The sequence below is a fragment of the Nocardiopsis nanhaiensis genome (assembly GCF_054778635.1).
Map to the genome: position 1 here is coordinate 13,732 of NZ_BAAGZJ010000079.1, position 23,691 is coordinate 37,422.

Annotated in this window: 23 protein-coding genes; 11 read left to right on the top strand and 12 right to left on the bottom strand. The window is 70.0% G+C overall.

The annotated features are described in order from the left end of the window. Positions 1–66: 66 nt before the first annotated feature. Both ACYVD1_RS27630 and ACYVD1_RS27635 read right to left on the bottom strand, forming a co-directional pair. On the bottom strand, positions 67–672 hold the full coding sequence (locus ACYVD1_RS27630) for a hemerythrin domain-containing protein (RefSeq protein WP_460777423.1): 606 nt from the start codon (positions 670–672) through the stop codon (positions 67–69). Positions 673–1,264: 592 nt separating this feature from the next. Further along, positions 1,265–3,796, bottom strand: a complete 2,532-nt coding sequence (locus ACYVD1_RS27635; protein WP_460777424.1) for a serine/threonine-protein kinase — start codon at positions 3,794–3,796, stop codon at positions 1,265–1,267. Between the two features lie 807 nt (positions 3,797–4,603). Here ACYVD1_RS27635 and ACYVD1_RS27640 point away from each other — a divergent pair. Further along, positions 4,604–5,965, top strand: a complete 1,362-nt coding sequence (locus ACYVD1_RS27640; RefSeq protein ID WP_460777425.1) for an MATE family efflux transporter — start codon at positions 4,604–4,606, stop codon at positions 5,963–5,965. Positions 5,966–6,012: 47 nt separating this feature from the next. On the opposite strand, the gene ACYVD1_RS27645 is transcribed toward ACYVD1_RS27640, so the two are convergent. Both ACYVD1_RS27645 and ACYVD1_RS27650 read right to left on the bottom strand, forming a co-directional pair. Next, positions 6,013–6,420 carry an arsenate reductase ArsC gene (locus ACYVD1_RS27645; protein ID WP_460777426.1) on the bottom strand — a complete coding sequence of 136 codons (408 nt, stop codon included), beginning with the start codon at positions 6,418–6,420 and terminating at the stop codon, positions 6,013–6,015. 13 nt (positions 6,421–6,433) lie between these two features. After that, a complete protein-coding gene (locus ACYVD1_RS27650) occupies positions 6,434–7,099 on the bottom strand; it encodes an arsenate-mycothiol transferase ArsC (RefSeq protein ID WP_460777427.1) in 666 nt (221 codons plus the stop codon). A gap of 71 nt (positions 7,100–7,170) precedes the next feature. Here ACYVD1_RS27650 and ACYVD1_RS27655 point away from each other — a divergent pair, with 71 nt between their 5' ends. The 4 genes from ACYVD1_RS27655 (at position 7,171) to ACYVD1_RS27670 (ending at position 9,917) form a co-directional block, all read left to right on the top strand. Beyond that, complete coding sequence (locus ACYVD1_RS27655) at positions 7,171–7,482, top strand: ArsR/SmtB family transcription factor (RefSeq protein WP_460777428.1); 312 nt, start codon at positions 7,171–7,173, stop codon at positions 7,480–7,482. After that, the gene (arsB, locus tag ACYVD1_RS27660) at positions 7,482–8,564 is read left to right on the top strand and encodes an ACR3 family arsenite efflux transporter (RefSeq protein WP_460777429.1); all 1,083 of its coding nucleotides are present in this window, start codon (positions 7,482–7,484) and stop codon (positions 8,562–8,564) included. Before ACYVD1_RS27655 ends, arsB begins: the two co-directional genes overlap by 1 nt. A 225-nt stretch (positions 8,565–8,789) precedes the next feature. Continuing rightward, on the top strand, positions 8,790–8,939 hold the full coding sequence (locus tag ACYVD1_RS27665; protein ID WP_460777430.1) for a MerR family DNA-binding transcriptional regulator: 150 nt from the start codon (positions 8,790–8,792) through the stop codon (positions 8,937–8,939). Positions 8,940–8,942: 3 nt separating this feature from the next. Then, entirely contained in the window at positions 8,943–9,917 is a 975-nt protein-coding gene (locus tag ACYVD1_RS27670; RefSeq protein WP_460777431.1) for an arsenic resistance protein, read from the top strand. A 38-nt stretch (positions 9,918–9,955) separates the two neighbouring features. Here the strand turns inward: ACYVD1_RS27670 and ACYVD1_RS27675 are convergent, their stop codons facing one another. From ACYVD1_RS27675 to ACYVD1_RS27685, 3 genes are all read right to left on the bottom strand, one after another. Continuing rightward, on the bottom strand, positions 9,956–11,005 hold the full coding sequence (locus ACYVD1_RS27675) for a flavin-containing monooxygenase (protein WP_460777432.1): 1,050 nt from the start codon (positions 11,003–11,005) through the stop codon (positions 9,956–9,958). An 86-nt stretch (positions 11,006–11,091) separates the two neighbouring features. Next, on the bottom strand, positions 11,092–12,330 hold the full coding sequence (locus ACYVD1_RS27680) for an MFS transporter (protein WP_460777433.1): 1,239 nt from the start codon (positions 12,328–12,330) through the stop codon (positions 11,092–11,094). After that, on the bottom strand, positions 12,327–13,586 hold the full coding sequence (locus tag ACYVD1_RS27685; protein ID WP_460777434.1) for an NAD(P)-binding domain-containing protein: 1,260 nt from the start codon (positions 13,584–13,586) through the stop codon (positions 12,327–12,329). Before ACYVD1_RS27685 ends, ACYVD1_RS27680 begins: the two co-directional genes overlap by 4 nt. A gap of 95 nt (positions 13,587–13,681) precedes the next feature. Between ACYVD1_RS27685 and ACYVD1_RS27690 the strand changes: the two genes are divergently transcribed. After that, entirely contained in the window at positions 13,682–14,572 is an 891-nt protein-coding gene (locus tag ACYVD1_RS27690; RefSeq protein ID WP_460777435.1) for a helix-turn-helix domain-containing GNAT family N-acetyltransferase, read from the top strand. Positions 14,573–14,677: 105 nt separating this feature from the next. Here the strand turns inward: ACYVD1_RS27690 and ACYVD1_RS27695 are convergent, their stop codons facing one another. Next, positions 14,678–14,833 carry a hypothetical protein gene (locus ACYVD1_RS27695; RefSeq protein ID WP_460777436.1) on the bottom strand — a complete coding sequence of 52 codons (156 nt, stop codon included), beginning with the start codon at positions 14,831–14,833 and terminating at the stop codon, positions 14,678–14,680. Positions 14,834–15,323: 490 nt separating this feature from the next. On the opposite strand from ACYVD1_RS27695, the gene ACYVD1_RS27700 reads away from it, so the two are divergent. The 4 genes from ACYVD1_RS27700 to ACYVD1_RS27715 all read left to right on the top strand — a co-directional run bounded on the left by ACYVD1_RS27700 (position 15,324) and on the right by ACYVD1_RS27715 (position 19,897). Continuing rightward, a complete protein-coding gene (locus ACYVD1_RS27700; RefSeq protein WP_460777437.1) occupies positions 15,324–16,742 on the top strand; it encodes an HNH endonuclease signature motif containing protein in 1,419 nt (472 codons plus the stop codon). Between the two features lie 801 nt (positions 16,743–17,543). After that, positions 17,544–18,581 carry a zinc-dependent alcohol dehydrogenase family protein gene (locus ACYVD1_RS27705; protein WP_460777438.1) on the top strand — a complete coding sequence of 346 codons (1,038 nt, stop codon included), beginning with the start codon at positions 17,544–17,546 and terminating at the stop codon, positions 18,579–18,581. Between the two features lie 350 nt (positions 18,582–18,931). Next, positions 18,932–19,441, top strand: coding sequence for an Hsp20/alpha crystallin family protein (locus ACYVD1_RS27710; protein ID WP_460777440.1), 510 nt, complete (start codon positions 18,932–18,934; stop codon positions 19,439–19,441). 36 nt (positions 19,442–19,477) lie between these two features. Then, positions 19,478–19,897: a CBS domain-containing protein gene (locus ACYVD1_RS27715; RefSeq protein ID WP_460777441.1), complete on the top strand. Its 420-nt coding sequence runs from the start codon at positions 19,478–19,480 to the stop codon at positions 19,895–19,897. A 120-nt stretch (positions 19,898–20,017) separates the two neighbouring features. Here the strand turns inward: ACYVD1_RS27715 and ACYVD1_RS27720 are convergent, their stop codons facing one another. Continuing rightward, positions 20,018–20,398, bottom strand: a complete 381-nt coding sequence (locus tag ACYVD1_RS27720) for an ArsR/SmtB family transcription factor (protein ID WP_460777442.1) — start codon at positions 20,396–20,398, stop codon at positions 20,018–20,020. 78 nt (positions 20,399–20,476) lie between these two features. On the opposite strand from ACYVD1_RS27720, the gene ACYVD1_RS27725 reads away from it, so the two are divergent. Next, a complete protein-coding gene (locus ACYVD1_RS27725; RefSeq protein ID WP_460777443.1) occupies positions 20,477–20,914 on the top strand; it encodes an ArsI/CadI family heavy metal resistance metalloenzyme in 438 nt (145 codons plus the stop codon). 148 nt (positions 20,915–21,062) lie between these two features. Here the strand turns inward: ACYVD1_RS27725 and ACYVD1_RS27730 are convergent, their stop codons facing one another. From ACYVD1_RS27730 to ACYVD1_RS27740, 3 genes are all read right to left on the bottom strand, one after another. Next, positions 21,063–21,914 carry a S1 family peptidase gene (locus tag ACYVD1_RS27730; protein WP_460777444.1) on the bottom strand — a complete coding sequence of 284 codons (852 nt, stop codon included), beginning with the start codon at positions 21,912–21,914 and terminating at the stop codon, positions 21,063–21,065. 468 nt (positions 21,915–22,382) lie between these two features. Beyond that, positions 22,383–22,625, bottom strand: a complete 243-nt coding sequence (locus ACYVD1_RS27735) for a DUF397 domain-containing protein (RefSeq protein ID WP_460777445.1) — start codon at positions 22,623–22,625, stop codon at positions 22,383–22,385. Then, entirely contained in the window at positions 22,622–23,482 is an 861-nt protein-coding gene (locus ACYVD1_RS27740) for a DUF5753 domain-containing protein (RefSeq protein WP_460777446.1), read from the bottom strand. The genes ACYVD1_RS27735 and ACYVD1_RS27740 overlap by 4 nt, the downstream gene beginning before the upstream one ends. Between the last annotated feature and the right edge of the window lie 209 nt (positions 23,483–23,691).

Below are 23,691 nucleotides of genomic sequence, written 5' to 3' on the forward strand. Positions count from 1 at the left end.
ACGGTTTTGACCAGAGCGGGGGCGCAGGTGGCTCGCTCCGGCCACCCGCGCCCGGGCACTCACTGGTCAGGTACCGGCAGACGGCGGGAAGGGGATCTCGGAGAGGGTCGGGATCAGCGACCCCTCCTCGAACTCCAGGTGGGCCGCCAACTCCTCCGCCATCCGGTCCAGCTCCGCCAGGAAGCGGACCGGGTCGGCGGTCTCCAGGTCGGCGAGCAGCCCCTCCAGTTCGGCGCGGATCCGGTTGACCGCCTCGTGCTCCTCGATGAGCCGCTCGATCGGTTCCTTGAGGTGCGGGTAACCCACGGCCAGATGGGGGAACATCGTGTCCTCACTGGTGTGGTGGAAGTGCAGGGACTCGCAGAACGCCAGGCAGTGCTGGCGGATCTGCAAGCTCAACCCCGTCGGGACCCTGCCGCCGCCGGTGGCCTCCCGCTCGGCCAGGTAGGCCTCCGCTTCGGCCCGCACCTGCCGGAGCTGGTCGCGCAGCCACCCGTGTACCTCGAACAGCTTGTCCGCCAGGTTGGCGGCCTCGACCGGCTCGTCCGGGCCGGTGGTACCGGTGGTACCGGTGGTTGATCTCTGGTCGGTCAGGTCGGTCTGCTTGGTCAGGTTGGTCTGGTCGACCTGGTTGCCCTGGTCTTTCTGGGCGGTCTGGTCCTTGTCCGTCACTGGTCGGTCCTCTCACTGGGTTCTGCGGAGGCGGCCGCCCGGACACACCTGTGGCGCGGGTTCCAGCGCGGGGTCCCGGGGCGCGGCCGGGGTGTCACGGGACAGGGCAGACAGCCGGGGCTCCGGGAGGGTGGTGGTTCGGGGAGGCCGCCTTCGGTCTTCTCGCGTCAGCGGACGCGTTCACCATGGGCGGCTGAGCAGCTACGCGGCTCGGGGCGCGGCTGGACGGCCGCGCCCGCACCGGGCCCGGCTCAGATTCGGTACGCGAAGTGTGTGCTCACGACTGGCTCCCCGGCAGATCAAGGCGCCTCCATACCGTCCGACCGGCCCACTGCTCTTTGGTCGGAAGCACGCGGCGCCCCGTCATCCTAGCCGGACCGCGGAGATGGGGCCAGGTCGGCCGGGGTTGTCCACAGCTCAGAAAGTCCCTCTGGCGCCGCGATCGCGGCGCTCCTAACGTGGAAATCGGGGGGTCCCCAGCGCCCGCGCACCTCACGCTGCCCACAATCCACCACACGCCCGGAAACCGCGCCGAAGGGGAGCCGGAGCCCCGCAGTCCCTCCAGGGCCTCACCCTCAGGGCCCGCAGCTCCCTAGGGCCCGCCGTCGCCCTCGGCACCGGCGCCCTCTTCAGCCCCAGCGTCGCCCTCAGCCCCAGCGTCGCCCTCGGCGCCGGTCTCGCCTTCGCCCCCGGCATCACCCTCGGCCTCGCCTTCGCCCCCGGCTGCGCCCTCCAGCTCGTCGCTCGGGCAGTCCGACATATCGTTCTCACCGGCCGCGCCGGGGAGGGCGAAGAAGCCCGATCCCATCTCGTCCTCGCCCCGCCACTCCAGCGTGCCGTCCACGTCGTAGCAGTGACCGCTCAGGTCGTGGACCAGCGCCTCCGAGTGCGCAGCCGGGCGGTAGGCCACGCCCGCCCGGTCGGGGGAGCCCGGGACCAGGACGGTCAGCTCCTCGGACGGGTTCTCCGGGCTGAGCACCGCCAACGTGGACAGCGGCGCACCGAGCTCGTCGCCGTTCCCGCCCCGGAGGACCTCCTTGTCGGCCCCGCCGTTGGTGTCCGGGTCGAGCGGCAGCAGAGTCAGGAAGTCCTCCGCGTACACGTGGTGGCTGCCCACGTTCGGGTGGTAGTCGACTTCGACCGTGAACTCGGTGCCGTCCGCGGTGGCCTCCGCGCCGGTCATGCACACGCTCACCACCGGGAAGGCGTGCAGGCTCGGCGTGGCCAGGCCGAAGTCGACGGTGTCGTGGTCGACGGGGATGGCGAACGGCCAGATCTCCGAGTCGACCACCGATTCGCCCTCGGAGACCGGGGTGAGCAGGGAGAGGTAGACGTCGACGGAGGCGGCTTCGGGGTCGAAGGGGCGCCAGTGCGCCTGCTCCTCCTGGGCGCTGACCCGGTCGGCGTCGTCACAGGCGAGCGCTTCGGGGGCGGGCACCTCCTCCTCCGGCTCCTCGTCGTCATCGTCGGCGCCGGCGGCCGGTTCCTGGGTGGACTCGTCGGAGACGGTGTCGGCGGGCGACTCGCTCAGCGCGTCGAACAGCAGGTAACCGCCGCCCAGGGCCGCGGCCATGCCGAGCGCCCCCACACCGAGCCACACCCCGAGCCGCTTGACCCGGCTGCCTCCGTCGTCGTCCTCTTCGATCTCCTCGGCCTCGGTGGCGGTCAGGTCGTGGCCGCCGGTGGGACCGAACAGGTACGCGGCGGCCCCGCCGTCCTGCCCGGCCGTGCCCGCGCTGCGCGACCCGGGGACCACGGAGGGCTCGCCGCGCGGCACGTGTCCGTACGCTTCGGCGGCCTCTTCCGGGCCCCATTCCTCCCTGGCGTCCGCGTATCCCGAACTCTCTCCCGAACCCGGGCCCGGCCCGTAAGCCGCCCCGGACGCCGTCCCCGCGGGCTCCTGACCGGGGCCACCGGTCACACCGGACTCCCCCGGCGTTCTGGGCTCCCCGCCTGCTGCGGCCGCCTCCGCCGTTTCGGACTCACCGGGTGCTCCAGATGCCCCGGCGACTCCAGCGGCCCCGCCGAGCGCCGCCACCCCGGCGGTTCCAGACGCCCCGGCCACACCCGAACCGCCCGCCTCGGAGCCCGGTCCCGCGCCGGAGCCCGAGCCAGCGCCAGGGCCCGCCACCTGCTGTCCCTCGCTCAGGGCGAGCGCCGCGTCCGTCCACCGGGCCGGGTCGTGCCAGCTCAGGTCCGGGTCCGGCCAGTGTTCGGCGATGAGGGCGCGGAGCTGGTCCGGCCAGGTGTCGGCGGTCGCCTGCTCGTCGATGCCGAGCATGAGCAGGCACTCCAGGTACGCCTCCTCGGCGGAGGGGCGTGCCGCCGGGTCCGGCGAGAACGCCCGCACCAGCAGCGGCCTGAGCTCCTCCGGGAGTCCGCTCAGGTCGACCCGGGCCTCACGCGCCCGACGGGCCATCTCCCAGAGGATCTGCCCGGGGATCCGCCCCGGAGTGTGCCCGGCCGGGGACGTCCCGAACGGCGGTTCCCCGGTGGCGGCGAACACCACCAGACAGGCCCAACCGTGCACGTCGGTGGTTTCCGAGGCGGCCGCGCCGTCGTAGCGCTCCGGCGCGAGCCACCCGAGGCTCTTGGCGCTCTGCACCGCCGCCGCGCCGTCGATCCGGCGGGTGATGCCGAAGTCCAGCACCTTGGGCCCGTCGGCCGCCGCCACCACGTTGCCGGGCCGCACGTCCCCGTGCACGGCCCCCGTCCCGTGGACCGTGGCCAGCGCCTCGGCCACACCCGCCGCCAGGACCAACAGCTCGTTACCGCCCGAACGCCCGCGCATCCGCACGTGCTGCTGCAGCCCGAACCCCGGGACGTACTCGACGGCCGACCACGGGCGCCCCTCGTGGGTGCCGCTGTCCCGCGCCCCCACCGCGCACACGCCGCCCGCCTGGCGCATGAGGGTGCCTTCTCCGCCCTGGTCAGCGCCCGAGGCCCACTCGGCCGCGGCGATCTTGAGGGCTATCGCCTCGTGGTCCGGGGAGACGGCGGCGAACAGGGTACTCATGCCGTCTGCGCCGAGGCGTCCGATCAGCCGGTAGCGGCCCACCTGGGTCGGGTCGCCGTCGGTCAGGGGGGTGACGTTCGGCGGCAGGGCGGGGAGGGAGAAGTCCATTGGCAGCTTTCCACACATCAGGGACGGTTGTGGTGGGCTGTGCGGGGATAGCACATTCAATCCCGTGGTTCTGCGAATCTACCTAATTCGTGAGGCACTCGATGCCGCGAGCCCTCTATTCGTGCCCCCTTCCCGGCCGCGCACCGACGCCGCGCAACCCCATTGCAGGAGCGCTGCCGACGGCTCGCTGCGGCCGGGTATCCGCATCTCACAGGGGTTCGGGGCCGCCGGGGCCGACCCGCGCCGCTCCGGCACAGGCCCCGGGGCACGCCGATCGCGCGGCCTGCTCCGATGCGGACTCCGTTATGGGAAGGAAAGGAAACCGGTGCCGTTCGGCACCGCACGACGGCGTTGTCGCGGGAGGTCCGGACAAGGGGTGCGGAACTCGGTTCCCCGCAGAAATCACCGGGGCCGCCGAGGGGGTCTGCTGCTCGGGCACGAGACTCCTCGCGGGACGCACACCCCCGTGGAGCAACCACCGGCACACCACCCACACCTTCAGCACCATCGCTCACAAGAAGCTCAGCCGACACACCCCGGCCGAAGCGCCTTGCACCCCGGACACGGCCGGTTCCGGCCCCGAGGCGATCCCCGGCAGCCTCCCCGCCCCACGCTCCCGCACGGCCTTCATCGGCGCGAGCCGCTGCGCCCCGACCGCACCAGCACACTTAGATGATCAGGAATTCCACGGGGAAGACCGCCAAGAAAACCATGCACAGGCCTCCCGACCAAAGGAGATAAAACTGGTCAAAGCTCTTTCTGGTAACTTTTCGGAACGGTACACAACTCCACACCGAAGAGAAGGCCATGGCCGAAGACAGCACCCGGAGAGAGCCCGACCGCCCCGCCCAGCCCGTGCAGGTCGAACACCCAGCATTCCGCCGCCTGGTGCGGGAAATCGCGGGCAAATCCTTTCCGCTCTATCTCTCCATGGTCGCCGGGGTCGTCGGGACCATGGTCACCGCGGGCGTTCTGGGCCACGCCGGAACTGCCGCGCTCGCCGCCTACTCGATGACCGTCGCCCTGTACAACCCCGCCGTCATGGTGGTCCAGGGCGCGCTGCGCGGCTCGATGCCGTTCGTGGCGCAGAACGCCGAGGACCCGGGCGCGCTCGCCCCCACAGTGCGCAACTCCCTGTGGCTGGCGCTGTGCTTGGGCCTGCTCGGCGGCGCCGCGGTGGCCGGGGTCCCACTGCTCGCACGGCTCATCGGGGTCCCGGGGGAGACCGTGGCGGCCTTCGGCCTCTTCCCGTTCCTCATGGCGGCCGCCCTCCTCGCGACCGCTCTCCAGGCATGCGCGACCACGCTCCTCATCGGGCTCGGCCGCTCCAAGCAGGCCATGACCGTGGGCCTGGTCGGTACCGGGCTGTCCGTCGTGCTGGTGCCGACCATGGTGCTGCTGCTCGGCCTGGACATCACCGGCGCCGGGATCGCCATGCTCCTCACCGCGGTCGCGACCGCCGCCGTGGCCCACACCCTGCTGCGCCGCGGCACGGTGCTGTCCGGGCAGGAGCTCGGCCCGGGGTCCCCGGACTGGCCGGGGGTGTGGCACATCGCCCGCGTCGGCCTGCCGATGGGGTCGACCATGCTCATCAAGTTCGGTGTGCTGGGACTGCTCGCGATGGCCGTCGCCCGCGTGGGTGTCACCGAGGCCGCCGCCCACCAGATCATGGTGACCCTGGTGACCTTCGTGTTCCTGCCCGCCACGGCTGCCGGTCAGGCCACCGTCCCTTTCATGGCCCGCGCCGCGCAGGACACCGGACCCAACGGGTCGGGCGAGGTTCGCCGCGCCATGACCGCCGGACTCACCCTGGCGCTGCCCGTCATCGCGCTGAGCACGGCCCTGATCTGGGCGGCCTCCGGCCCCCTCCTCGGCCTCTTCACCCCCGACCCCGAGGTCGTCACGCTGGTGACCGCGCTCATCCCGGTCGTTTTCGTGGTCGTCCTCGCCGACGGCATGCAGGCCATGCCGGGCATGGGCCTCCTGGCCCTCAAGCGCACCACGCCCACGCTGTACACCTTCGCGGTGTGCTTCGGCCTCCTGGCCCTCGCGGCCTTCCCCGTGGCCGACGCGGGCGGGATCACCTGGCTCTGGTGGACCTACGCCGCGGCCAACCTCGGCTTGGTGGCCGGCCAGGGCGGCAGCTTCCTCCGCCTGACCCGGCGCTAGGTTCACCGACCGCCCCGGCTCTCGGGCCCTCGGTACGCCTCCGGCTCTCAGGAGGAAAGTTCGCCGATGAGCTCTTCGACGCGCTTGCGGATGTCGTCGCGGATGGGGCGGACGGCTGCCACCCCCTCCCCCGCGGGATCGGGGAGTTCCCAGTCCAGGTAGCGCTTGCCGGGGAAGATCGGGCAGGTGTCGCCGCAGCCCATCGTCACGCACACGTCCGATGCCTCGACCGCGCCGGTCGTCAGGACCTTGGGGTTCTGGTCGGTGATGTCGATGCCGACCTCGGCCATGGCCTCGACCACCGCCGGGTTGAGCGCATCCGTGGGGGCCGACCCCGCCGAGCGGACTTCGATGCTCCCCTCGGACAGGTGCCGCAGCCAGGCGGCGGCCATCTGGGAGCGCCCGGCGTTGTGTACGCAGACGAACAGGACGGACGGCTTGCTGGTACCGGTCATGGCGGGTGTTCCCCTACTTCGGGTCGGCAGTGGTGGACGTGGATGCGGATGATGCGATCAGGGACAGCAGGTCACTGACATGGGCGTCGATCGCGTCGCGGATGCGTCGCAGCTCGGAGGGTGATGCGCCGCGGGGATCGGGTGTGGGCCAGTCCAGGTATCGGCGCCCGGGGACCACGGGGCAGGCGTCACCGCAGCCCAGGGTGATGACGAAGTCGGCCGCCTCGACGACTTCCTCGGTGAGCGGCTTGGGGAAGGCCCGGCCCAGGTCCACACCGGCCTCGGCCAGGACCTCGGCCAGGTGGGGTTCCACCTCAGGGGCGGGATCGGTGCCCGCGGACGCAACCGTGATCGGCTCGGTGGCCCGGTGGATGAGCAGGGCGGCGGCGATCTGGGAGCGTCCGGCGTTGTGGCCGCACACGAACAGCACGCGCACGGGCCGGGCGGCGGGCGCCAGTTGCACGGCGACCAGGGCATCCAGGCGTTCGGCTGCCAGGTGCTCGGCGAGCACGTTCAGGTGGGTGGTCACCGTGGCGGTGGCGGCCAGGCGCAGGTAGGAGTCGGTGATCAGTGCTCGTACGGTCTCCTCGGAGAAGTGTCCCCGGTGGCGCGCCGCCAGTCGGGCGGCTCCCGATCCGGGGCGTTCGTGCAGGAGGGGCTGTGGATCGGGTGTGGTCATGATCTGAACTCCCGGAAGGAAGGGACCGACAGGCGTCGCATCAGGATCGAATGATGGGATAGTATCAGCACATGCTGACGTCAGTCGATACTGATCTAATAAAGGCCCTGTCCGACCCGCTCAGGATGCGCATCGTTTCCCTGCTCGCCCGCGAGACCCTCTGCACCACGCACCTGACGGAGGAGACCGGGGCCCGCCAGACCAACCTGTCCAACCACCTCCGCCTGCTGCGCGAGGCCGGGGTGGTGGAGACCGAGCCGTGCGGCCGCTTCACCTACTACCGCCTGCGCCCGGAGGCCTTGGACTCCCTGTCCGAAGGGCTGGCCGACCTGGCGGCCACGGCCCGCTCCACCGGTGCCGCGCAGAACAGGCGGGCCTGCTGATGGGGCGCACGGAGAGCGCCAAGAAGGCAACCGGCGACGCCGCGGTGGCGAAGCTCTCCACCCTGGACCGGTTCCTGGCCGTGTGGATCCTCCTCGCCATGGCCGTGGGCCTGGGGCTAGGACGCCTGTTCCCCGGACTGAACGAACTCCTTGCCGCGATGGAGGTCGGCGGGATCTCCCTGCCGATCGCCCTGGGCCTGCTGGTCATGATGTATCCGGTGCTGGCCAAGGTCCGCTACGACCGCCTGGACACCGTCACCCGCGACCGCCGCCTGCTCGTCTCCTCCCTGGTCGTCAACTGGGTGGTCGGCCCGGCAGTGATGTTCGCGCTCGCCTGGATCTTCCTGGCCGACCTGCCCGAGTACCGCACCGGGCTGATCATCGTGGGCCTGGCGCGCTGCATCGCCATGGTCATCATCTGGAACGACCTGGCCCGCGGCAACCGCGAGGCCGCCGCTGTCCTGGTGGCGCTCAACTCCGTCTTCCAGGTCCTGCTCTTCGGTGTCCTGGGCTGGTTCTACCTGGACCTGCTGCCCGGCTGGCTGGGCCTGGACACCGGCGGCATGGACGTCTCCCCCTGGCTGATCGCCCTGAACGTGCTGATCTTCCTGGGCGTCCCGCTCGCCGCGGGGTTCCTCACCCGCCGGACCGGTGAGCGGAGGATGGGCAGGGAGCGCTACGAGTCCCACTTCCTGCCCAAGATCGGGCCGTGGGCGCTCTACGGGCTGCTGTTCACCATCGTGCTGCTCTTCGCCCTGCAGGGGGACCGGATCACCAGCCAGCCACTGGACGTGGTCCGGATCGCCGTGCCGCTGCTGGCCTACTTCCTCCTGATGTGGTTCGGCACCTTCGCGTTCGCCAAGGCGATCGGGATGGACTACGACCGCACCACCACGCTGGCCTTCACCGCCGCGGGCAACAACTTCGAGCTGGCCATCGCGGTGGCGATCGCGACCTTCGGCGTCACCTCCGGCCAGGCGCTGGCCGGGGTGGTCGGCCCGCTGATCGAGGTCCCGGTGCTCGTCGCCCTGGTCTACGTGTCCCTGGCCTGGCGGAAGCGCTTCACACCGGAACGCAGGTAGCGGGCGCGTTCGGGAGCGGAGCCGCCCTTCCCTGGCCTCCGCTCCCTCCCCGTCCGGGGCCGCTCGTCGCGAGCCGACGCCGCCGCCTGCCTGCGGAACGAGTTCACCGGCCCGCCCCCGGTCGGCGCCGTCGGCATCGGGGAGGGCGGGGCGGCGCGGATACGTGACGCAGGACGCGTTGACCTTCGAGCCGGGTCTAAGGCCTACGGTGTGGGCATGGTGTTGATGCGGGTTTCTGAGCTGGCCGAACGCTCCGGCGTGGCAGCCACCACGCTGCGCTACTACGGGGACCGCGGCCTGTTCCCGGCCCAGCGTTCCCCGGCCGGGCAGGCCGCCCGCCTCCTTGGCGCCCTCGACCCCGTCAAGGAAAGCTGACCCATGTCCTTGGCAGAACGCCTCCAGAGCCTGTTCGTGGCCCTGGCCGCCGTGGCCGGTCTCGGTGCTGGCCTGTTGCTGCCGATCGGCCCGGCGTCCGAGCACGTGGTGCTGCCCGCCCTGCTGGTGATGCTCACCGCGGTGTTCGTGCAGATGGACGCCGCCCACGTCGGCGATGTGAGGCGCGCCAAGAGCTTGGTCGCCACCAGCCTGGTGCTGAACTTCGTGTTCACCCCGGCCTTGGCCTGGGCCTTGGGTGCCGGGCTGCTGGGCGGGGAACCGGACCTGCGCATCGGCCTGTTGTTGCTGCTGGTGACCCCGTGCACGGACTGGTATCTGGTCTTCACCGCCATGGCCCGCGGCCACACCGGTATCGGCGCGGCCCTCCTGCCGGTCAACCTCATCCTCCAGCTCGTCCTGCTGCCGGTGTACGTGCTGCTGCTGGGCGGGCAGGCCGCCATGGTCGACGGTGCCACCCTGGTCGAGTCGGTCCTGATCGTGCTCGTGGTACCGCTGGCGCTGGCCCTGTTGCTGCGGTGGGCCACGGCCCGTTTCAAGGGCGCGGACTGGCGCGAGCGGTACGTCACCGGCCCGGCTAGGCGCCTGGTGCTGCCGCTGCTGTACGCGGCCGTGTTCGCGATGTTCGCCTGGCAGGCCCGCACCGTCCTGGCCCACATCGGCGACCTGCTCGTCCTGCTGGCACCGTTGGCCGTCTTCTTCGTCCTGCTGCCCCTGGTGTCAGTCGGTCTGTCCCGCCTGCTGCGCCTTCCCGCGGACCAGAGGGTGACCCTGACCATGGTGGCCACCGCCCGCAACTCGCCCATCGCGTTGGCGATCGCGGTCTCCGCCTTCCCCGACCGCCCGTTGATCGCGGTCGCCCTGGTGATCGGCCCACTCCTGGAACTGCCCGTGCTGGCCCTGCTCGCCCAGCTGGTGCGGGTGCGCTCACCGCGTGCGGAGCGGACCGCCCCGCGGTGAACCGGTCGAACGGACCTGTGAGCGTGCGCGCGCTACCGTCAACGCCGCGCTCCGGCGAGAAGCCGGCGCACCACACGGCGGGCATCGCGGCCGACCCCGCGCAGGGTGGCCGAGGAGAAGCTGCGCTGGAACTCCAGGCCCACGTAACCCAGCCCGGGAACCGTGGTGGACATGCCGCCCCGGTGCAGCGGTCGCCCTTGAGCGTCGAGCGCTCCGACCTGCGTGAGGTGGGACACAGCGGGGCGGTAGCCGGTGGCCAGGATCAGGGTGTCGGCCTCCTCCGCGGTGCCGTCGGCCCAGGTCACCTTGGCACCGTCCAAGGCAGTGAACAGCTCGCGCCGATCGGGGTTGCCCGTGCCGAAGGCCGCACGATAGCGGCCGTCGTCGTTGACCAGGGTCGGGCCCTTGGCCCACACCTCGCCCAGGGGCGCGGCGTCCAGCCCGCTGCGGGTGAACCACCAGTGGATGTCCTTGCCCAGGGGGCGCTGGTTCGCCCAGGCCACCGGTGCTCTGGTGGCCAGGCTCACCCGGGCCACCCCGGCGACTTCCGCGGCGATCTGCACCCCGGAATTGCCGCCGCCGACCACCACGACGCGCTGCCCGGCGAAGGGCTCGGGGGCACGGTACTGGGCCGTGTGCAGCACGGTCCCGGTGAAGCCCGCCAGCCCCGGCAACGCGGGGTGGTGCGGCCGGGTGAAGCCGCCGGTGGCCGAGACCACCGCCGCGGAACGCACTTGGGAGCCGTCCTCGGTGGTGAGGACGAACCCGCCCCGGTCCCGCTCGACCCGCTCCACCCTGCTCCCGCAGCGCAGGTCCGCGTCCAGCCGAGAAGCGTAGTCGCGCAGGTACGCCACCACCTCGTCACGAGCAGGGTAGCGCTCCGGGTCGCCCGGCATCGCACGCCCCGGCAGCGCGGAGAAGCGCGCCGGAGAGAACAGGATCAGGCTGTCGTAGTACCGCGGCCAGGAACCGCCCGGCTGGTCGGCCGCCTCCAGGACCAGAGGGCGCACGCCACGGCGGCGGGCGGCCCAGGCGGCGGCAAGGCCCGCTTGACCGGCGCCGATGACGGTGAGGGGGACTTCTTCCATGGCAGGGACTCCTTCGTGCTCGCGCCAACGCGGCCGTCGCGGTACGCGCAGGCCGTTCAAGAGGGGGATGTTCCGGAGAGGGAAGTTCAGGGGTGGGTGGCGTCCCGCCGCGTGCTCCCGGTGCGGGTGGCCAGAGCGACCAGAGCGCCGAGGGCGGCCAGCGCGCCCAGCGCCACGAACGCCTCCGTGTAGCCGCCCAGGGGTCCGGCCAGCGCCGTGCCCGCCCACGGGGCGAGCGCGATCGCCAGCATGAGCGGCGTGTGCATCACCGCGTTGAGGGTGGCGTAGTGCTTGGTGCCCCAGCGGTCGGAGACGGCGGTGGCCTGGAGGAGCGTGAGGATGCCCCGGGCCATGCCCGCCAGCACTGCGACGACCAGGACCAGAGCCAAGGGGCCCGACACCGCGGCCAGGAGGAGGGTGGTGGCCGCGCAGGCCGCCAGCACGGCCACGGCGCGCAGTACCGGACCGGTCACCCGTTCCACGGGGGCGTAGACCAGGCGGCCGAGGACTTGGCCCACACCGCCCACGCCCAGGGCCCAGGCAGCCTCCGTCGTACCGAAGCCACGTTCCGCCAGGAGGGGGACCAGGTTCACCACCACCGCGTAGACGGTGAAGGAACCCAGGGTCAGGGCGGCCGTCACGGCCCAGAACGCCCGGCCGCGCAGCACCGCACGCTCACGCCCCCCGCGGCCCTTCGACCCCCTTCCGCCGCCGGGAGACCACTCCCGTGGCAGGGCGAAGGCGTGCAGGGGCACCACCACGACCAGCAGAACGACCGCGAGCACCAGGTAGGCGCCCCGCCACCCCCAGGCCCCTTCCAAGGCCGCGGTCAACGGGGCGAAGACGGTGCTGGACAGCCCGGCGACCAGGGTCAGAGCGGTCAGGGCCCGCACCTTCCGCTCCCGGTACCAGTGCGTCAGGGCGGCGAAGGCCGGCGGGTAGAACAGCCCGGCCATCGCCGTCCCCGCCACCAGCCAGGCGGCGGTGAAGACCCACAGGTCCGGAGCCAGGGCGATGGCCACGACGGCGGGAACCGCCAGCACGGCCGACGCCGTCATCGCCGGGCGCGGACCCCGGGCCTGGATCCAGCGCCCCACCGGAATCCCCACCAGCCCCGCGATGACCTGGGACGCGGAGAACAGCGCGGTCACGGCGGTCAGCGGCCATCCGGTGTCGTTGCTGATACTGGGCGCCAGCACGGGAAAGGCGTAGAACAGCACCCCGTAGCCGGTGGTGATGGTGATGCACAGGGCGACCAGGCCCCGGAGCGCCCCGGCCACCGTGGGGGCGGGCGCGCTCGAGGCCTGGCCGGACTCGGACGTCACGGGATCGGATCCGGAACGCCGGCCCCGGAGCAGACCCCGGTCTCGGGAAGGACCAGCTCCACACGGGCAGCGGACTCCGGGTCCCCGGCCAGCCGCGCGGCGATGCTGCGCACCTGCTCGTACCCGGTCAGCGCCAAGAAGGTCGGGGCCCGCCCGTAGGACTTCATACCCGCCAAGAAGAACCCCTCCTCCGGATGGGCGAGCTCGGCCGCACCGTGCGGGTAGACGGTTCCGCACGAGTGCTGGTTGGGGTCGATGAGCGGGGCCAGCTCCACCGGTGCCTGGAGTGCGGGGTCCAGGCCGAGGCGGACCTCGGACAGCCAGGACAGGTCGGGGCGGAACCCGGTCAGGACCACCATCTCATCCACCGGCCCAAGTTCCCGGCCGGCGTCGTCCACCAGGAGCAGGCGGCCGTCCACCCGTCGCACCTCAGCGGTGCGGAACCCGGTCACCACCTCGACCTCCCCCGCCTCGACAGCCGCGCGGGCGCGCTGACCGAGCGCGCCCCGTTCGGCGAGCTGGTCGTCCGCGCCTCCGCCGAACGCGTCCCCGAGCTCGTCGCGCCGCAGCACCCACACCGCCTTCGTTCCCGGGCTGTCCCTGGCCAGTGAAGCCAACGCCACCAGCGCGGTCAACGCCGAATGCCCGCGCCCGACCACGGCGGTGGTCCGCCCGGCGTAGCGCATGCGGGTCTGCCCATCACGCAGGTCGGGGATCCGGTAGGTGACCCGGTCGGCCGCGGCGCTCTCGCCCAGGGCGGGCAGGCCGTCACCCCCGGCCGGGTTGGGTGCGCCCCAGGTGCCGGAGGCGTCCACGACCGCGCGGGCCGACAGCCGCTCCTCGCCGTCACGGGTCCGCACGCGCACGGTGAAGGGCTGTTCCTCGCGGTCGGCGTCCAGGACCCGGTCCCGTCCCCGACGGCTCACCCCGGCGGCCTCCGCACCGAAGCGCACGCGCTCGCCGAGGGTCTCTGCCAAGGGAGCGAGGTAGCTCTCGACCCACTCGCGTCCGGTCGGGTACCCGTCGCCGTCCGGGCGCCGCCAGCCAGCGGCGGAGAGCAGTTTCTCCGCGGCCGGGGCGACCAGGTCGCGCCACATCGAGAACAGTCGCACGTGCCCCCATTCGGACACCGCTGCCCCGGCCCGGTCCCCTCGTTCCAGAACCAGGACCGGAACATCCTGAGCCACGAGTTCCGCTGCCGCCGCCAGCCCTGTGGGACCTGCCCCGATCACCACCACGGGAAGTTCGTCGGCCATGACACACCCCTTTCATCGATTCGGATCAATCATTCGGGACTCTATCGATGCCCACCAATGGAAGCAACCATAGATTGTCATCGATAAAATGAGGTATGACCGTGACACGACCCGGGCCCACCGCACCAGCCCTGCCCCAACCCGACGCCGAGACCTACGCCGCCTGGTTCGCCTGCCTGGCCGAACCCGTACGCGTCCAGCTCCTGCACGCCATCGCCACCACCCCGGGGCCGGTCAGCGTGGGGGCGCTGGCCGAGGCGGTGGACGTCCGCCAGCCCACCGTCTCCCACCACCTGCGCAAACTCGCCGACGTGGGGTTCGTGACCCTCACCAAGGTGGGCACCTCCACGCGGGTCGCCGTCAACCCCGACTGCTGCACCGGCCTGCCCCACGCCGCCGACGCGGTGATGGGCATGGTCAACGCACGCCCCTGCTGCCCCACCGACCTGCCCGCCGACGTCACCACGCGCGCCATGGCCGACACGGACCTGGACGCGGTGCGGGAGATCTACGCCCAGGGCATCGCCACCGGCCACGCCACCTTCGAGACCGAGGCACCCGAGCCGGGAGACCTGCGGACCACGTGGCTGCCGGGACACCAGTGGGTCGCCGAAGCAGACGGGACCGTCGTGGGCTGGGCCGCCGCCTCGCCGGTCTCCGACCGGGCGGTCTACGCGGGAGTGGCCGAGACCTCGGTCTACGTCGCCGAAGACGCCCGTGGACGCGGCGCGGGCAAGGCCCTGCTCTACCGCCAGGTCACCGAGGCCGACACGGGCGGGCTGTGGACACTCCAGACCTCGGTCTTCCCCGAGAACCGCGCCAGCCTGGCCCTGCACCACCAAGCGGGTTTCCGAACCGTGGGCGTACGCGAGCGCATCGCCCAACACCACGGCCACTGGCGCGACACCGTCCTGCTGGAGCGGCGCCAAGACGTCGGACTGGACACCGGCGCGGAAGCCTCCTGCGACGGAAGCCCTCTGCAATGACGACCGCGCAACCGTGTGACAGTGCCGGGTGGTACATCATTCGCAGTAGGACCCGCGCTCAGAACGGGGCCTCTTCATGTCCCAGTTCGTAGAACGGTCCCGCTGTCAGCCCGTCGAACACACTTCACGCTCGTCGAAGCGATCCAGATTTCGGCTGTGCTTTCTCTGTTGAGTGACGGTGCCCTCCTTTCCCGCCGCAAAATTGTGGCCGTCTCCGCTGCGCGCGTCAAGGTCGTCGCCATCGAGCGCTTCGCGCGTCAACGGCGCTCCACCTTGACCCGCTCCGCTACGACGGCGGGTTGGCGGCTATCGGGAAAGGGGGAAGGGTGGTCGAGGTCCGTGGCGAATTCGGGCTCCGCCCGAAAAACGGATTCTGTCGGCCTGGCGGCCGGTGCCTGCCCCTGCGCCGGAGCGTCGACGGGTCGGGTGTCGCGGCTGGTCACTGTGGGCAGCGGACCCCGAACAGCACGGCCTGTGGCCGGTGGGCCACTGCGCCGGAGCGTCGACGGGTCGGGTGTCGCGGCCGGTCACTGTGCGCGGCGAAAACCCCGATGATCTTGCTACTGGTGGCAAGATCATTCCCATGCTAGAACACATTTGTCCGCTTTGTCTAAGAATGCACACAAGGCTGGTCGCTCCTTTCCCAGTGGCTTTTTCCCAGAGGAGGGAAATGTGGGTCAGTGTGGTCGGGTAAGGGTGTTATCACCTCCGGGATAGGTCCTTTCTGTGCCTTTCTTGATATCCTTAGGGTATGACTTTTTCTTTCGGGCAGTGCGGGAACACGGCGGGAAACACCCCCGCCGTTTCCGCCATGGGTGCTGCCCGGGGAAAGATCACCGTGGAGATGGCGGAGGTACCCCCGACCGGAGCAGTTGGTGAGGTCCTGGATGTGATTTCTCAGGTGTTCGAGGACATGGAGCAGGCCCAGCTTTCGATGCTGCTGCGGTTGGCGCAGCTGGAGGCGGCCGGGACGTTGTTGGAGGCGGGTGGGCAGAGGTCGGTGCAGAACTGGCTGATCTACTCGGTGGGGATGGCCCCCGTTGAGGCCAACGGGCGCGCCGAGCTGGCCCGCCGGTTGTTCGCCCAGGAGCTTCCCGCCACCCGCCAGGGCCTGGACTCTGGGTTGTTGTCGATCGGTGAGGCGGTGGCGGTGTGCAAGGCCGCTGATAAGGCGGTGGGGGCGCGCAACACTGGCCGCTACCCGGATGCTGGCCTCTTCCGGCGGATGGTGGAGGCCGGGATTCTGGCTTCCAAGGCCAAGGAGCCGTCGATGTCGACCTCCGACATCGCCCGGCTGGGCCGGGAGCTGCTGGCCCAGTACAACCCGGCGGTGGTGGAGGAGCAGTACCAGGCCGCCTTCGACGCCCGTGGTGCACGCCTGGTGCGCACCTTTGATGCCACGTTCATGTTCGAGGCCTGGGGTCCGGGTGAGCACGCCGAGGAGCTTAGGTGTGTGCTCAAGGCCCACGAGTCGGAGTATGACCCCGAGAGGCTGCACGTGTCGGCTTCGGAGCGGATGTATGACGCGTTCATGAACCTGGTCCGGTCCGCGACCAACCCCACCGACCCCAGCGAGAGTGCTGAGGGTGCCGGGGGCGGGGACGGCCAGGGGAAGGGGCGCACGGGTCGCAAGCGTGCTGCGGTGGCGATGATCAACATCATGGTGCCCCTGCCCACTTTCCTCGGCCTCCAGAACCAGACCGAGGGTGCGGGCCCGGCGGTGACGCAGGATGGGCAGGTGGTCTCCATGGCCGCGGTCCGTGCCCTGGCCCCCAACAGTGTGCTGCGCCGGATGATCACCTCCCCCAAGGGTGACCGGGTGTTGGACGTGGGCCGCACCCAGCGCGACGCGACGGGTGCTCTGCGGGATGCGGGGCTGTTCGGTCACACCACCTGCGCTTGGCCCCAGGGCTGCAACTTCCCGGCCAGTGGGTCGGAGGCCGACCACAAGATCAGCTTCTCGGCCGGTGGGTCCACCAGCGCGGACAACATTCAGCCACTCTGCTCAGACCACAACCGGCTCAAGTACCGGAGGGAGACCAACCCCGACCAGTCCACCTGGCAGGGCCGTCCCTCCCACCGCAACCGCAACAACAAGGGGGAGGACTCGGACGGGGACCCGGAGCCAGCCCAACCCCCTTCCTGGAGTCACGGTCACCCTCGTTTTTGACTCCAACTGGGGGGTTCACCACACACCGGTACCACTCGAGACCGCCCCGGTGTTTCGCGCTGCCCACCGTGACCGGCCGCGACACCCTCAACCGGTGTGCTCCGGTGCAGTGGCCCACCGGCCGAAGGCCGACCGCTGTTCGGGGTTCGGTTTTCGCAGGGGTGAATGACCGGCCGTGACACCGCCAGGCGTCAACGCTCCGGCGTAGGGGTAGGCATCGGCCGCCAGGCCGAGGGGTCGGGCGAAGCCCGAGGGGTTCGGCCGAAGGCCGTGTTGGTCCCGCTCGGACCTCGACCACGCGCCCCCCTTTCCCGATAGCCGCCAACCCGCCGTCGTAGCGGAGCGGGTCAAGGTGGAGCGCCGTTGATGCGCGAAGCGCTCGATGGCGACGACCTTGAGGCGCGCAGCGGAGACGGCCACAATCGGGCGGCGGGAAAGGAGGGAACCCCAGCGCAGGAGGGAACCCCAGCGCAGGAGGGAACCCCAGCGCAGGAGGGAACCCCAGCGCAGGAGGGAACCCCAGTCCGGAAGGCAACCCCAGTAGAAGTCCCGCACGGGTCCTGGATCGCGTCGTGCTCTGCTGTGCCGGTGTGAGCACCGTGGTTTCTTGGCTCTGTCGCAGAGAAGCGGTTCTGAGGGGGCGTGGTGCCGGTTCGGCTTCGGTGGGCTCTGGCCCCCGATCTCCGGAAACCCGAGTTCCGCAGGGGCGTATGGGAGGTGCTCAAGGCTCAGTGCGCTGGGCGTACTCCAAACCCGGTACGTGCCGGAGTCTCGGGAAACCCGGTGCGAAACAATGGGGCGATGCGCGCGGTGGTGTTGAAGGCGGCCCAGGCCCGCCCGGAGGTTCGTTCAGTGGCAGTGCCGGCGGTGCCCGAGGACGGGGTGCTGGTACAGGTGATGGCGACCGGGATGTGTCGCAGCGATTGGCACGCCTGGGCCGGTCATGAGGACATCACCTTTCCGCACGTGCCCGGACACGAACTGGCGGGCGTCGTCGTCGAGTCCGGCGCACAGGTGGAACGGTGGAAACCCGGAGACCGGGTAACGGTGCCGTTCGTGTGCGGCTGCGGTCACTGTGAGTGGTGCCGGGCCGGGCAGGCACAGATCTGCCCCGATCAGCAGCAGCCGGGCTTCACCCACTGGGGGTCGTTCGCGGAATACGTGGCCCTGCACGCCGCCGATGCGAACCTGGTGGCGGTCCCCGAACACGTGGATTTCGCTACCGCTGCCGGACTCGGGTGCCGGTTCGCCACCGCCTACCGGGCCCTGGCCGGCCGTGCCGACCTCGGCGAGGGCGAGTGGGTGACCGTCATCGGTGCCGGCGGGGTCGGGCTCAGCGCGATCATGATCGCCCGCGCGCTGGGTGCCCGGGTGATCGCCGTGGACCGCCACCCCGAAGCCCTTGCCGTCGCGCGGGAGCTGGGTGCCGAACACGCCCTCGTCGCGGACGGCACGGACATCCCTGCGGCCATCAGCGAACTGACCGGCGGTGGCAGCCATGTCGCGGTCGATGCCGTGGGCAGTGAGCAGACCTGTGCCGACGCGATCCTCGGACTGCGCAGACGCGGCCGACACGTCCAGGTCGGCCTGCTGCCCCCGGTCGAGGGTCACCCCAGGGTCCCGATGGAACGGGTGATCGGCTGGGAACTCGACCTGCGCGGCAGCCACGGAATGGCCGCGGTCGACTACCCGGACATGATGGCCCTCATCGCGCAAGGCGCCTTGCAGCCACAGCGACTCACCGAACGCACCATCGGCCTCGACGAGGCCGCGAAACTGCTTCCAGGATTCGACCAGGCCACCGTCGCCGGGATGACCATCATCGATCCCACCCGCTAAGCCGCCGGCCAAGGTCTGCACACCCAGCGGTCGGCGTATCGGCTCCGATAGACCAGCTGAATGAGCCTGGTCACCTGGGCCGCAGAACCACCCGCTTGATGTCACCTACCACTGACCGCGCGACCCACAGCCCGGTTTCGGCGAGTCGCCGCCGTCAGCTGGTAAGCCCGAGCGAACTTGTGTCGTCGGAGGCTGACCGGGGTAGCAGGGGTCCACGGGCTGCTCAGGCAGTACACGGCCAAAGCAGTGCTCCACAGCCAGGAGCGCGGCAGGTCCTCGCCCTGGGCCTGAGGGCGCAGAGCTGCCACGGGCTGACCATTGAATCGCTCAGGTAGCGCGGTGTGTTCTGCATGCGCACGGAAATGTGGGAGGTGGCCATGGCCAGAGGGGAGAAGTCCCGCTACAACCCGTTCACCGGAGTCGTCGATTTCGTGAGCGAGATGAACCGCATAGCGGACCACATGCACGGCCTTGATTCCCAACCGGAGTGGGAAGCACGTTCCCACGCCAATGCCTGGGTCCCTTCGGTGGACATCGCCGTCTTCGGCGATCAGCTGGTCATCTACGCGGGGTTGTCAGGGGTCGACGAGCAGGACATAGAGGTCAGCTTCGTGGAGCCTTACCTGACCATCGCCGGGCAGCGTCGTCTGCGGGACGGTGAACACGAGCTCTTCTCCTACTACACCAAGGAACTCAGCTGGGGCCGCTTCCGCCGCAGCATCGCCTTGGCCCAGGGGGTCCACAGCGAGGATATCGAGGTCGCTTTCGCCGACGGTCTGCTGCGCGTCACCGTGCACCGCTACACCCAGGCCGCAGGACCCGCGCAGCTACCCGTCAACAAGGCACCGCACCCGCGCTGAACAGCGCGGACATCACACGGAGGGAGAGGATTCGAGATGGCACTGACCACGGTCCGAGAGGTCATGACACCCGATCCGCGTTGCATCGGTACAGACGACTCATTGCAGAAGGCAGCTGAGCTCATGGCCGGTGACCAGGTAGGGGCCCTGCCCATCTGCGGTCAGGACGGCCAGCTCAAGGGTGTGCTGACCGACCGCGACATCGTCGTGCGGGGGCTCGCCCGTGGGAAGCGGCTCGGCGAACCGTCGGGCGGGTTGAACCAGGGGGAGGCCGCGACGGTGGGAGCGGACGACCCCGTCGACGAAGTCTTGAACACCATGCTGGCGCACGGGGTCAAGAGGCTCCCGGTCATCGACGGCACCACCCTGGTCGGTATGGTCACGACCGCTGACATCGCACGCGTCCTTCCCAACCCGGCGGTGGGGGACCTGGTCAAGGCGCTGAGCCTGGACTAGGGCGACTGGGAGCGGATGGTTGATCCTGCCGTCTGGCAATGCGGGCGGGCACGGTACCGGGAGGTGCCGTGCCCGCTGTGTGTCTGGACCAGGGTGCCGCAGTACCTCCCGTCGGGGCGTTCACGCACCGGCAACCTGAGTGGTGCGGCGGGTCAGAACCGCGGCCAGGCGGTCGGTCGCCTGGGGGAGCAGCCGGTAGTACACCCAGGTGCCGCGCCGCTCCGCGGCGATGAGCCCGGCCTCGCGCAGCAGTTTGAGGTGGTGGGAGACGGTGGGTTGGGACAGGTCGAAGGCGGGCGTCAGGTCGCACACGCAGACTTCTCCGCCGTTGCGGGAGGCGATGATCGACAGCAGTCGCAGCCGCACGGGGTCGCCCAAGGCCTTGAAGACCCGGGCCAGCTCCACGGACTCGCCCTCGTCCAGCGGGGTGTTCAGTAGACCGGGGCAGCAGTCCGCGACAGAGCCCTGCTGCGCGGTGGCCCCGCCCTCTTGATTCGACATGCATCTATATTGACAAGAATCAAAACAGGACGCAACCTTAAATCGACATACTTCGATACAAGTCCTGCGGAGGTTCCCGTGTCCCGTGTCCAGCTCGCCCTCAACGTCGCCGACGTCGAGACGTCGGTCCTGTTCTACTCCAAGCTCTTCGGCGTCGAGCCCGCCAAGCGCCGTCCGGGCTACGCCAACTTCGCCATCGCCGAGCCCCCGCTCAAGCTCGTCCTCATCGAGGGCGAGCCCGGCCAGGAGACCCGGCTGGACCACCTGGGCGTGGAAGTGGAGTCCACCGCCAAGGTCGACGCAGCCGCTGACCGGCTCAAGGAAGCGGGCCTGGCCACCTTCGAGGAGAACGACACCTCGTGCTGCTACGCCGTCCAGGACAAGGTGTGGGTGCACGGCCCCGGCAAGGAGCCGTGGGAGGTGTACGTGGTCAAGGCCGACAGCGGCCAGCGCGGCAAGGCCGAAGACGTGCTCGTCCCCGCCGCTGCCGAGACGGCGGGCTGCTGCGGCGGTTGAGCTGAGGTGGACGGGTGCGGCGTGTGGGCCCGAAACCCCGCACAACCCCGCACACGCGAAGCGCCCGGCTGGGGATCCCCAACCGGGCGCCTCACCGGTAGAACGCCGAGCTCCACCGCCCACCCGGGGCTCTCCTGCCGTTGGTCGGTCAACCGCGGGGGGCCTGCGGTGCGGCACCGTCCGCGATCGTGGAATGGATCCAGTCGGCGTGCGCGACGGGGTCGGTGAAGACCATAGGTCCGACACAGAGCGGGTTCTCGTCGAAGTCGCCGTCGCGGCTGTTCACCCCGATCAGCTCCCAGCCGCCTTCCTCGCCGCGCACCGCGGGGCCGCCGGAGTCGCCCGTGCAGGCCTGGGCCTCCTCAGTGGGGTGTTCGGAGCACAGGTCGCTGCCGGCGTCCACCTCAGCGCAGCGGTCCAGGTCGACGATTTCGGTGTCCAGCTCCTGCAGGACGTCCGGCTTGCCTTCCTCGCCGAACTCGTCGAGCATCCCCCACCCCATGGTGCGCACCTCGGCCCCGGGAGCGGCGGAGTCGTCGGCGATGCCGATGGGGGTCTGCTCGACCGGGGAGTCCAGCTTCAGCAGCGCCAGGTCGTCGTACAGGAGGTACTGCGAGAACTCGTAGTCGGGGTCGTCGCCCACGTCGATCGCCTCGAAGTCGGGGTGTTCGACGACCTCGGTGACCTCGCGCTCGCTCCCGCCTTCGGTCTGGTCGGTGCTGCCCACACGCACGGTGAGCTGTTCCGGTTCGGTGCAGTGCGCCGCGGTGAGGACCCACCCCTCGTCCACCAGGGCGCCCCCGCACAGGTGCACGCCGTTGTCGTCGTACAGGGCCGCCACGAACCCGTACTCTTCGCTGGCGTCGCTTCCACCGATGACCGCCCCGGCCGGAGTAGCCAGGGCGGTGGCCCCCAGGAGTGCCCCGGCCCCGGCCAACCCGGCGAGCACCGTTCCGCGGCCACGGTGACGGCCGGTCCGGCTCTTGCGGCTGTCGAACATACCCAACCCTTTCGCTCTGGTGTCGCACCGTTGCTCGGTGTGACAACAAAGCTAGGGAGCCGGAGCCCGGGAAACATCGGCCTCGCGAACCAACCCGTACCCCGACGAAAGTCGGCGTCCGCTGCGGGCAGGGCCTACGGAAGCTCCAACCGCGGTGTCCGGACGGTGGGGCGCGGCCCGAGGTGCCTCGGTGGTCCGTGCGCCCGCTGCCGCGCCCAGCACCGGGTATCTGAGCTGAGCAGGGGTGGGGTCGCCCTCGTCAGCTGGCCGGATCGTATCCGAACTGCCGGACCTCTTGCGAGCAGCGGCAGGCTGTTGTGGATCTACGACTTCCGGGCTGGGCAGCGGTTCCCTAAGCCGACTGTACGGGTTGGTGGGGATCCGGCTCGGTGGTTGACCGAGCCGGATCCTCCCGAGAGCGTCTGGTCCCGGCCAAGGTGTGCTGCCGTGGCCGGGTTGCGTCTCGGGTCAGCGGGAGAGGGCGGTTCTGAGGAAGCCGGTCCACTCGGAAGCGGGGAAGGGGAGGTGCCCGGCGGTGGGGTGTTTCGAGTCGCGGAGGGCCGCACCACAGGGGAGCTCGGCCACCTCCACACAGTTTTCACTTGCGCCGCTGTGGCTGCTCTTGTGGAAGTCGGTCGGGATGTGTGCGACTTCCACACAGTTCTCACCGGCACCACTGAAGCTGCTCTTGTGGAACCTCAAGGTTGTCATGATTTACCTTCCAGCGATGTGCTCAAGTCGTTGAGGAAGTCTATGGACTGGGCAGCGGTCAACGCAGAGTTGTGCACCTCACGCCACATCGCTTCATAACGGTCAATCTCCTCGTCCCCTTCAACGTAAATGGTAGACGTGGGAATCTCGGCGTAGCCAACGGTGGGATCCCTGGGCTCTGGGAAGTCCATGATCTGGAAGGCGCCCAGCGTTGCGGCATGAAGACCGGTAGAGAACGGCAAGACATGGATCGTGATACGAGGACGCAGTGCCATGTCCGCCAGGTGGAGAAGCTGCTCACGCATGACCCCAGGGCCCCCCGCCTGACGTCGCAGTGCGGATTCGTCAATGATGGCTACGTACTCGGGTGGGTAGAGCCGATCCAAGATCGCCTGCCGCTCCATCCTCGCGTCAACATGGCGTTGAACCCTCTCCTCCGGGAAAGCGCTGGTCCCAGTAAAGACAGCTCGAATGTACTGAGAAGTCTGGAGAAGCCCAGGGACCACCTGTGTTTCATAGACGCGGATGTGAGAAGCCTCCACCTCGAACGAGGGTAGCCCGGTCGCCTTGAAGACATCCTTGTACTTCGACCACCAGCCGCGCTCGTTCGCGTCCTTGGCCAACTGGTGCAGACCCTTCCAGGCTTCCTCGTCTACCTCATACAGCTGGGCCAGCGCATCGAGGTGCGCCGCACGGATGCGCTTGAGGTCAGCGGTCTCCAATTTCCCCAAAGTGGCCCTAGGGATCCCTGACTTTTTTGAGGCGATATCTAATGTTTGTCCGGATTCTTCGCGGAGATCTCGGAGTATGCGAGCCAGGCGCCGTCGGCGGATGGTCGGGCTGAAGGAAGGCTTCATGAGGACAACCTAGCAAATCTGACTGGAGATTCTTTGATTCACTTGACTTTAGAGAATCTCCAGTTCACCATGAAAGTGTAGTAGTGACCGGTGGATCACTGAGGGTTCATCTTGGTCAGGCTATGCCTTGCCCGTTCCGCGCATCACGGCAACCGTGAGACTCCTCCAACGGGCACCTTCAGCAGCACCCCTCGACTCATGCGTCCAGC

Bases quoted from the DNA above. Each gene is read 5' to 3' on its own strand.
- ACYVD1_RS27665 (WP_460777430.1), top strand. From the start codon at position 8,790: ATGCGGGTTTCTGAGCTGGCCGAACGCTCCGGCGTGGCAGCCACCACG.
- ACYVD1_RS27705 (WP_460777438.1), top strand. From the start codon at position 17,544: ATGCGCGCGGTGGTGTTGAAGGCGGCCCAGGCCCGCCCGGAGGTTCGT.
- ACYVD1_RS27645 (WP_460777426.1), bottom strand. From the start codon at position 6,420: ATGACCGGTACCAGCAAGCCGTCCGTCCTGTTCGTCTGCGTACACAAC.
- ACYVD1_RS27690 (WP_460777435.1), top strand. From the start codon at position 13,682: ATGACCGTGACACGACCCGGGCCCACCGCACCAGCCCTGCCCCAACCC.
- ACYVD1_RS27675 (WP_460777432.1), bottom strand. From the start codon at position 11,005: ATGGAAGAAGTCCCCCTCACCGTCATCGGCGCCGGTCAAGCGGGCCTT.
- ACYVD1_RS27685 (WP_460777434.1), bottom strand. From the start codon at position 13,586: ATGGCCGACGAACTTCCCGTGGTGGTGATCGGGGCAGGTCCCACAGGG.
- ACYVD1_RS27670 (WP_460777431.1), top strand. From the start codon at position 8,943: ATGTCCTTGGCAGAACGCCTCCAGAGCCTGTTCGTGGCCCTGGCCGCC.
- arsB (WP_460777429.1), top strand. From the start codon at position 7,482: ATGGGGCGCACGGAGAGCGCCAAGAAGGCAACCGGCGACGCCGCGGTG.
- ACYVD1_RS27735 (WP_460777445.1), bottom strand. From the start codon at position 22,625: ATGACAACCTTGAGGTTCCACAAGAGCAGCTTCAGTGGTGCCGGTGAG.
- ACYVD1_RS27655 (WP_460777428.1), top strand. From the start codon at position 7,171: ATGCTGACGTCAGTCGATACTGATCTAATAAAGGCCCTGTCCGACCCG.
- ACYVD1_RS27640 (WP_460777425.1), top strand. From the start codon at position 4,604: ATGGCCGAAGACAGCACCCGGAGAGAGCCCGACCGCCCCGCCCAGCCC.
- ACYVD1_RS27635 (WP_460777424.1), bottom strand. From the start codon at position 3,796: ATGGACTTCTCCCTCCCCGCCCTGCCGCCGAACGTCACCCCCCTGACC.
- ACYVD1_RS27720 (WP_460777442.1), bottom strand. From the start codon at position 20,398: ATGTCGAATCAAGAGGGCGGGGCCACCGCGCAGCAGGGCTCTGTCGCG.
- ACYVD1_RS27740 (WP_460777446.1), bottom strand. From the start codon at position 23,482: ATGAAGCCTTCCTTCAGCCCGACCATCCGCCGACGGCGCCTGGCTCGC.
- ACYVD1_RS27700 (WP_460777437.1), top strand. From the start codon at position 15,324: ATGACTTTTTCTTTCGGGCAGTGCGGGAACACGGCGGGAAACACCCCC.
- ACYVD1_RS27730 (WP_460777444.1), bottom strand. From the start codon at position 21,914: ATGTTCGACAGCCGCAAGAGCCGGACCGGCCGTCACCGTGGCCGCGGA.
- ACYVD1_RS27710 (WP_460777440.1), top strand. From the start codon at position 18,932: ATGCGCACGGAAATGTGGGAGGTGGCCATGGCCAGAGGGGAGAAGTCC.
- ACYVD1_RS27715 (WP_460777441.1), top strand. From the start codon at position 19,478: ATGGCACTGACCACGGTCCGAGAGGTCATGACACCCGATCCGCGTTGC.
- ACYVD1_RS27650 (WP_460777427.1), bottom strand. From the start codon at position 7,099: ATGACCACACCCGATCCACAGCCCCTCCTGCACGAACGCCCCGGATCG.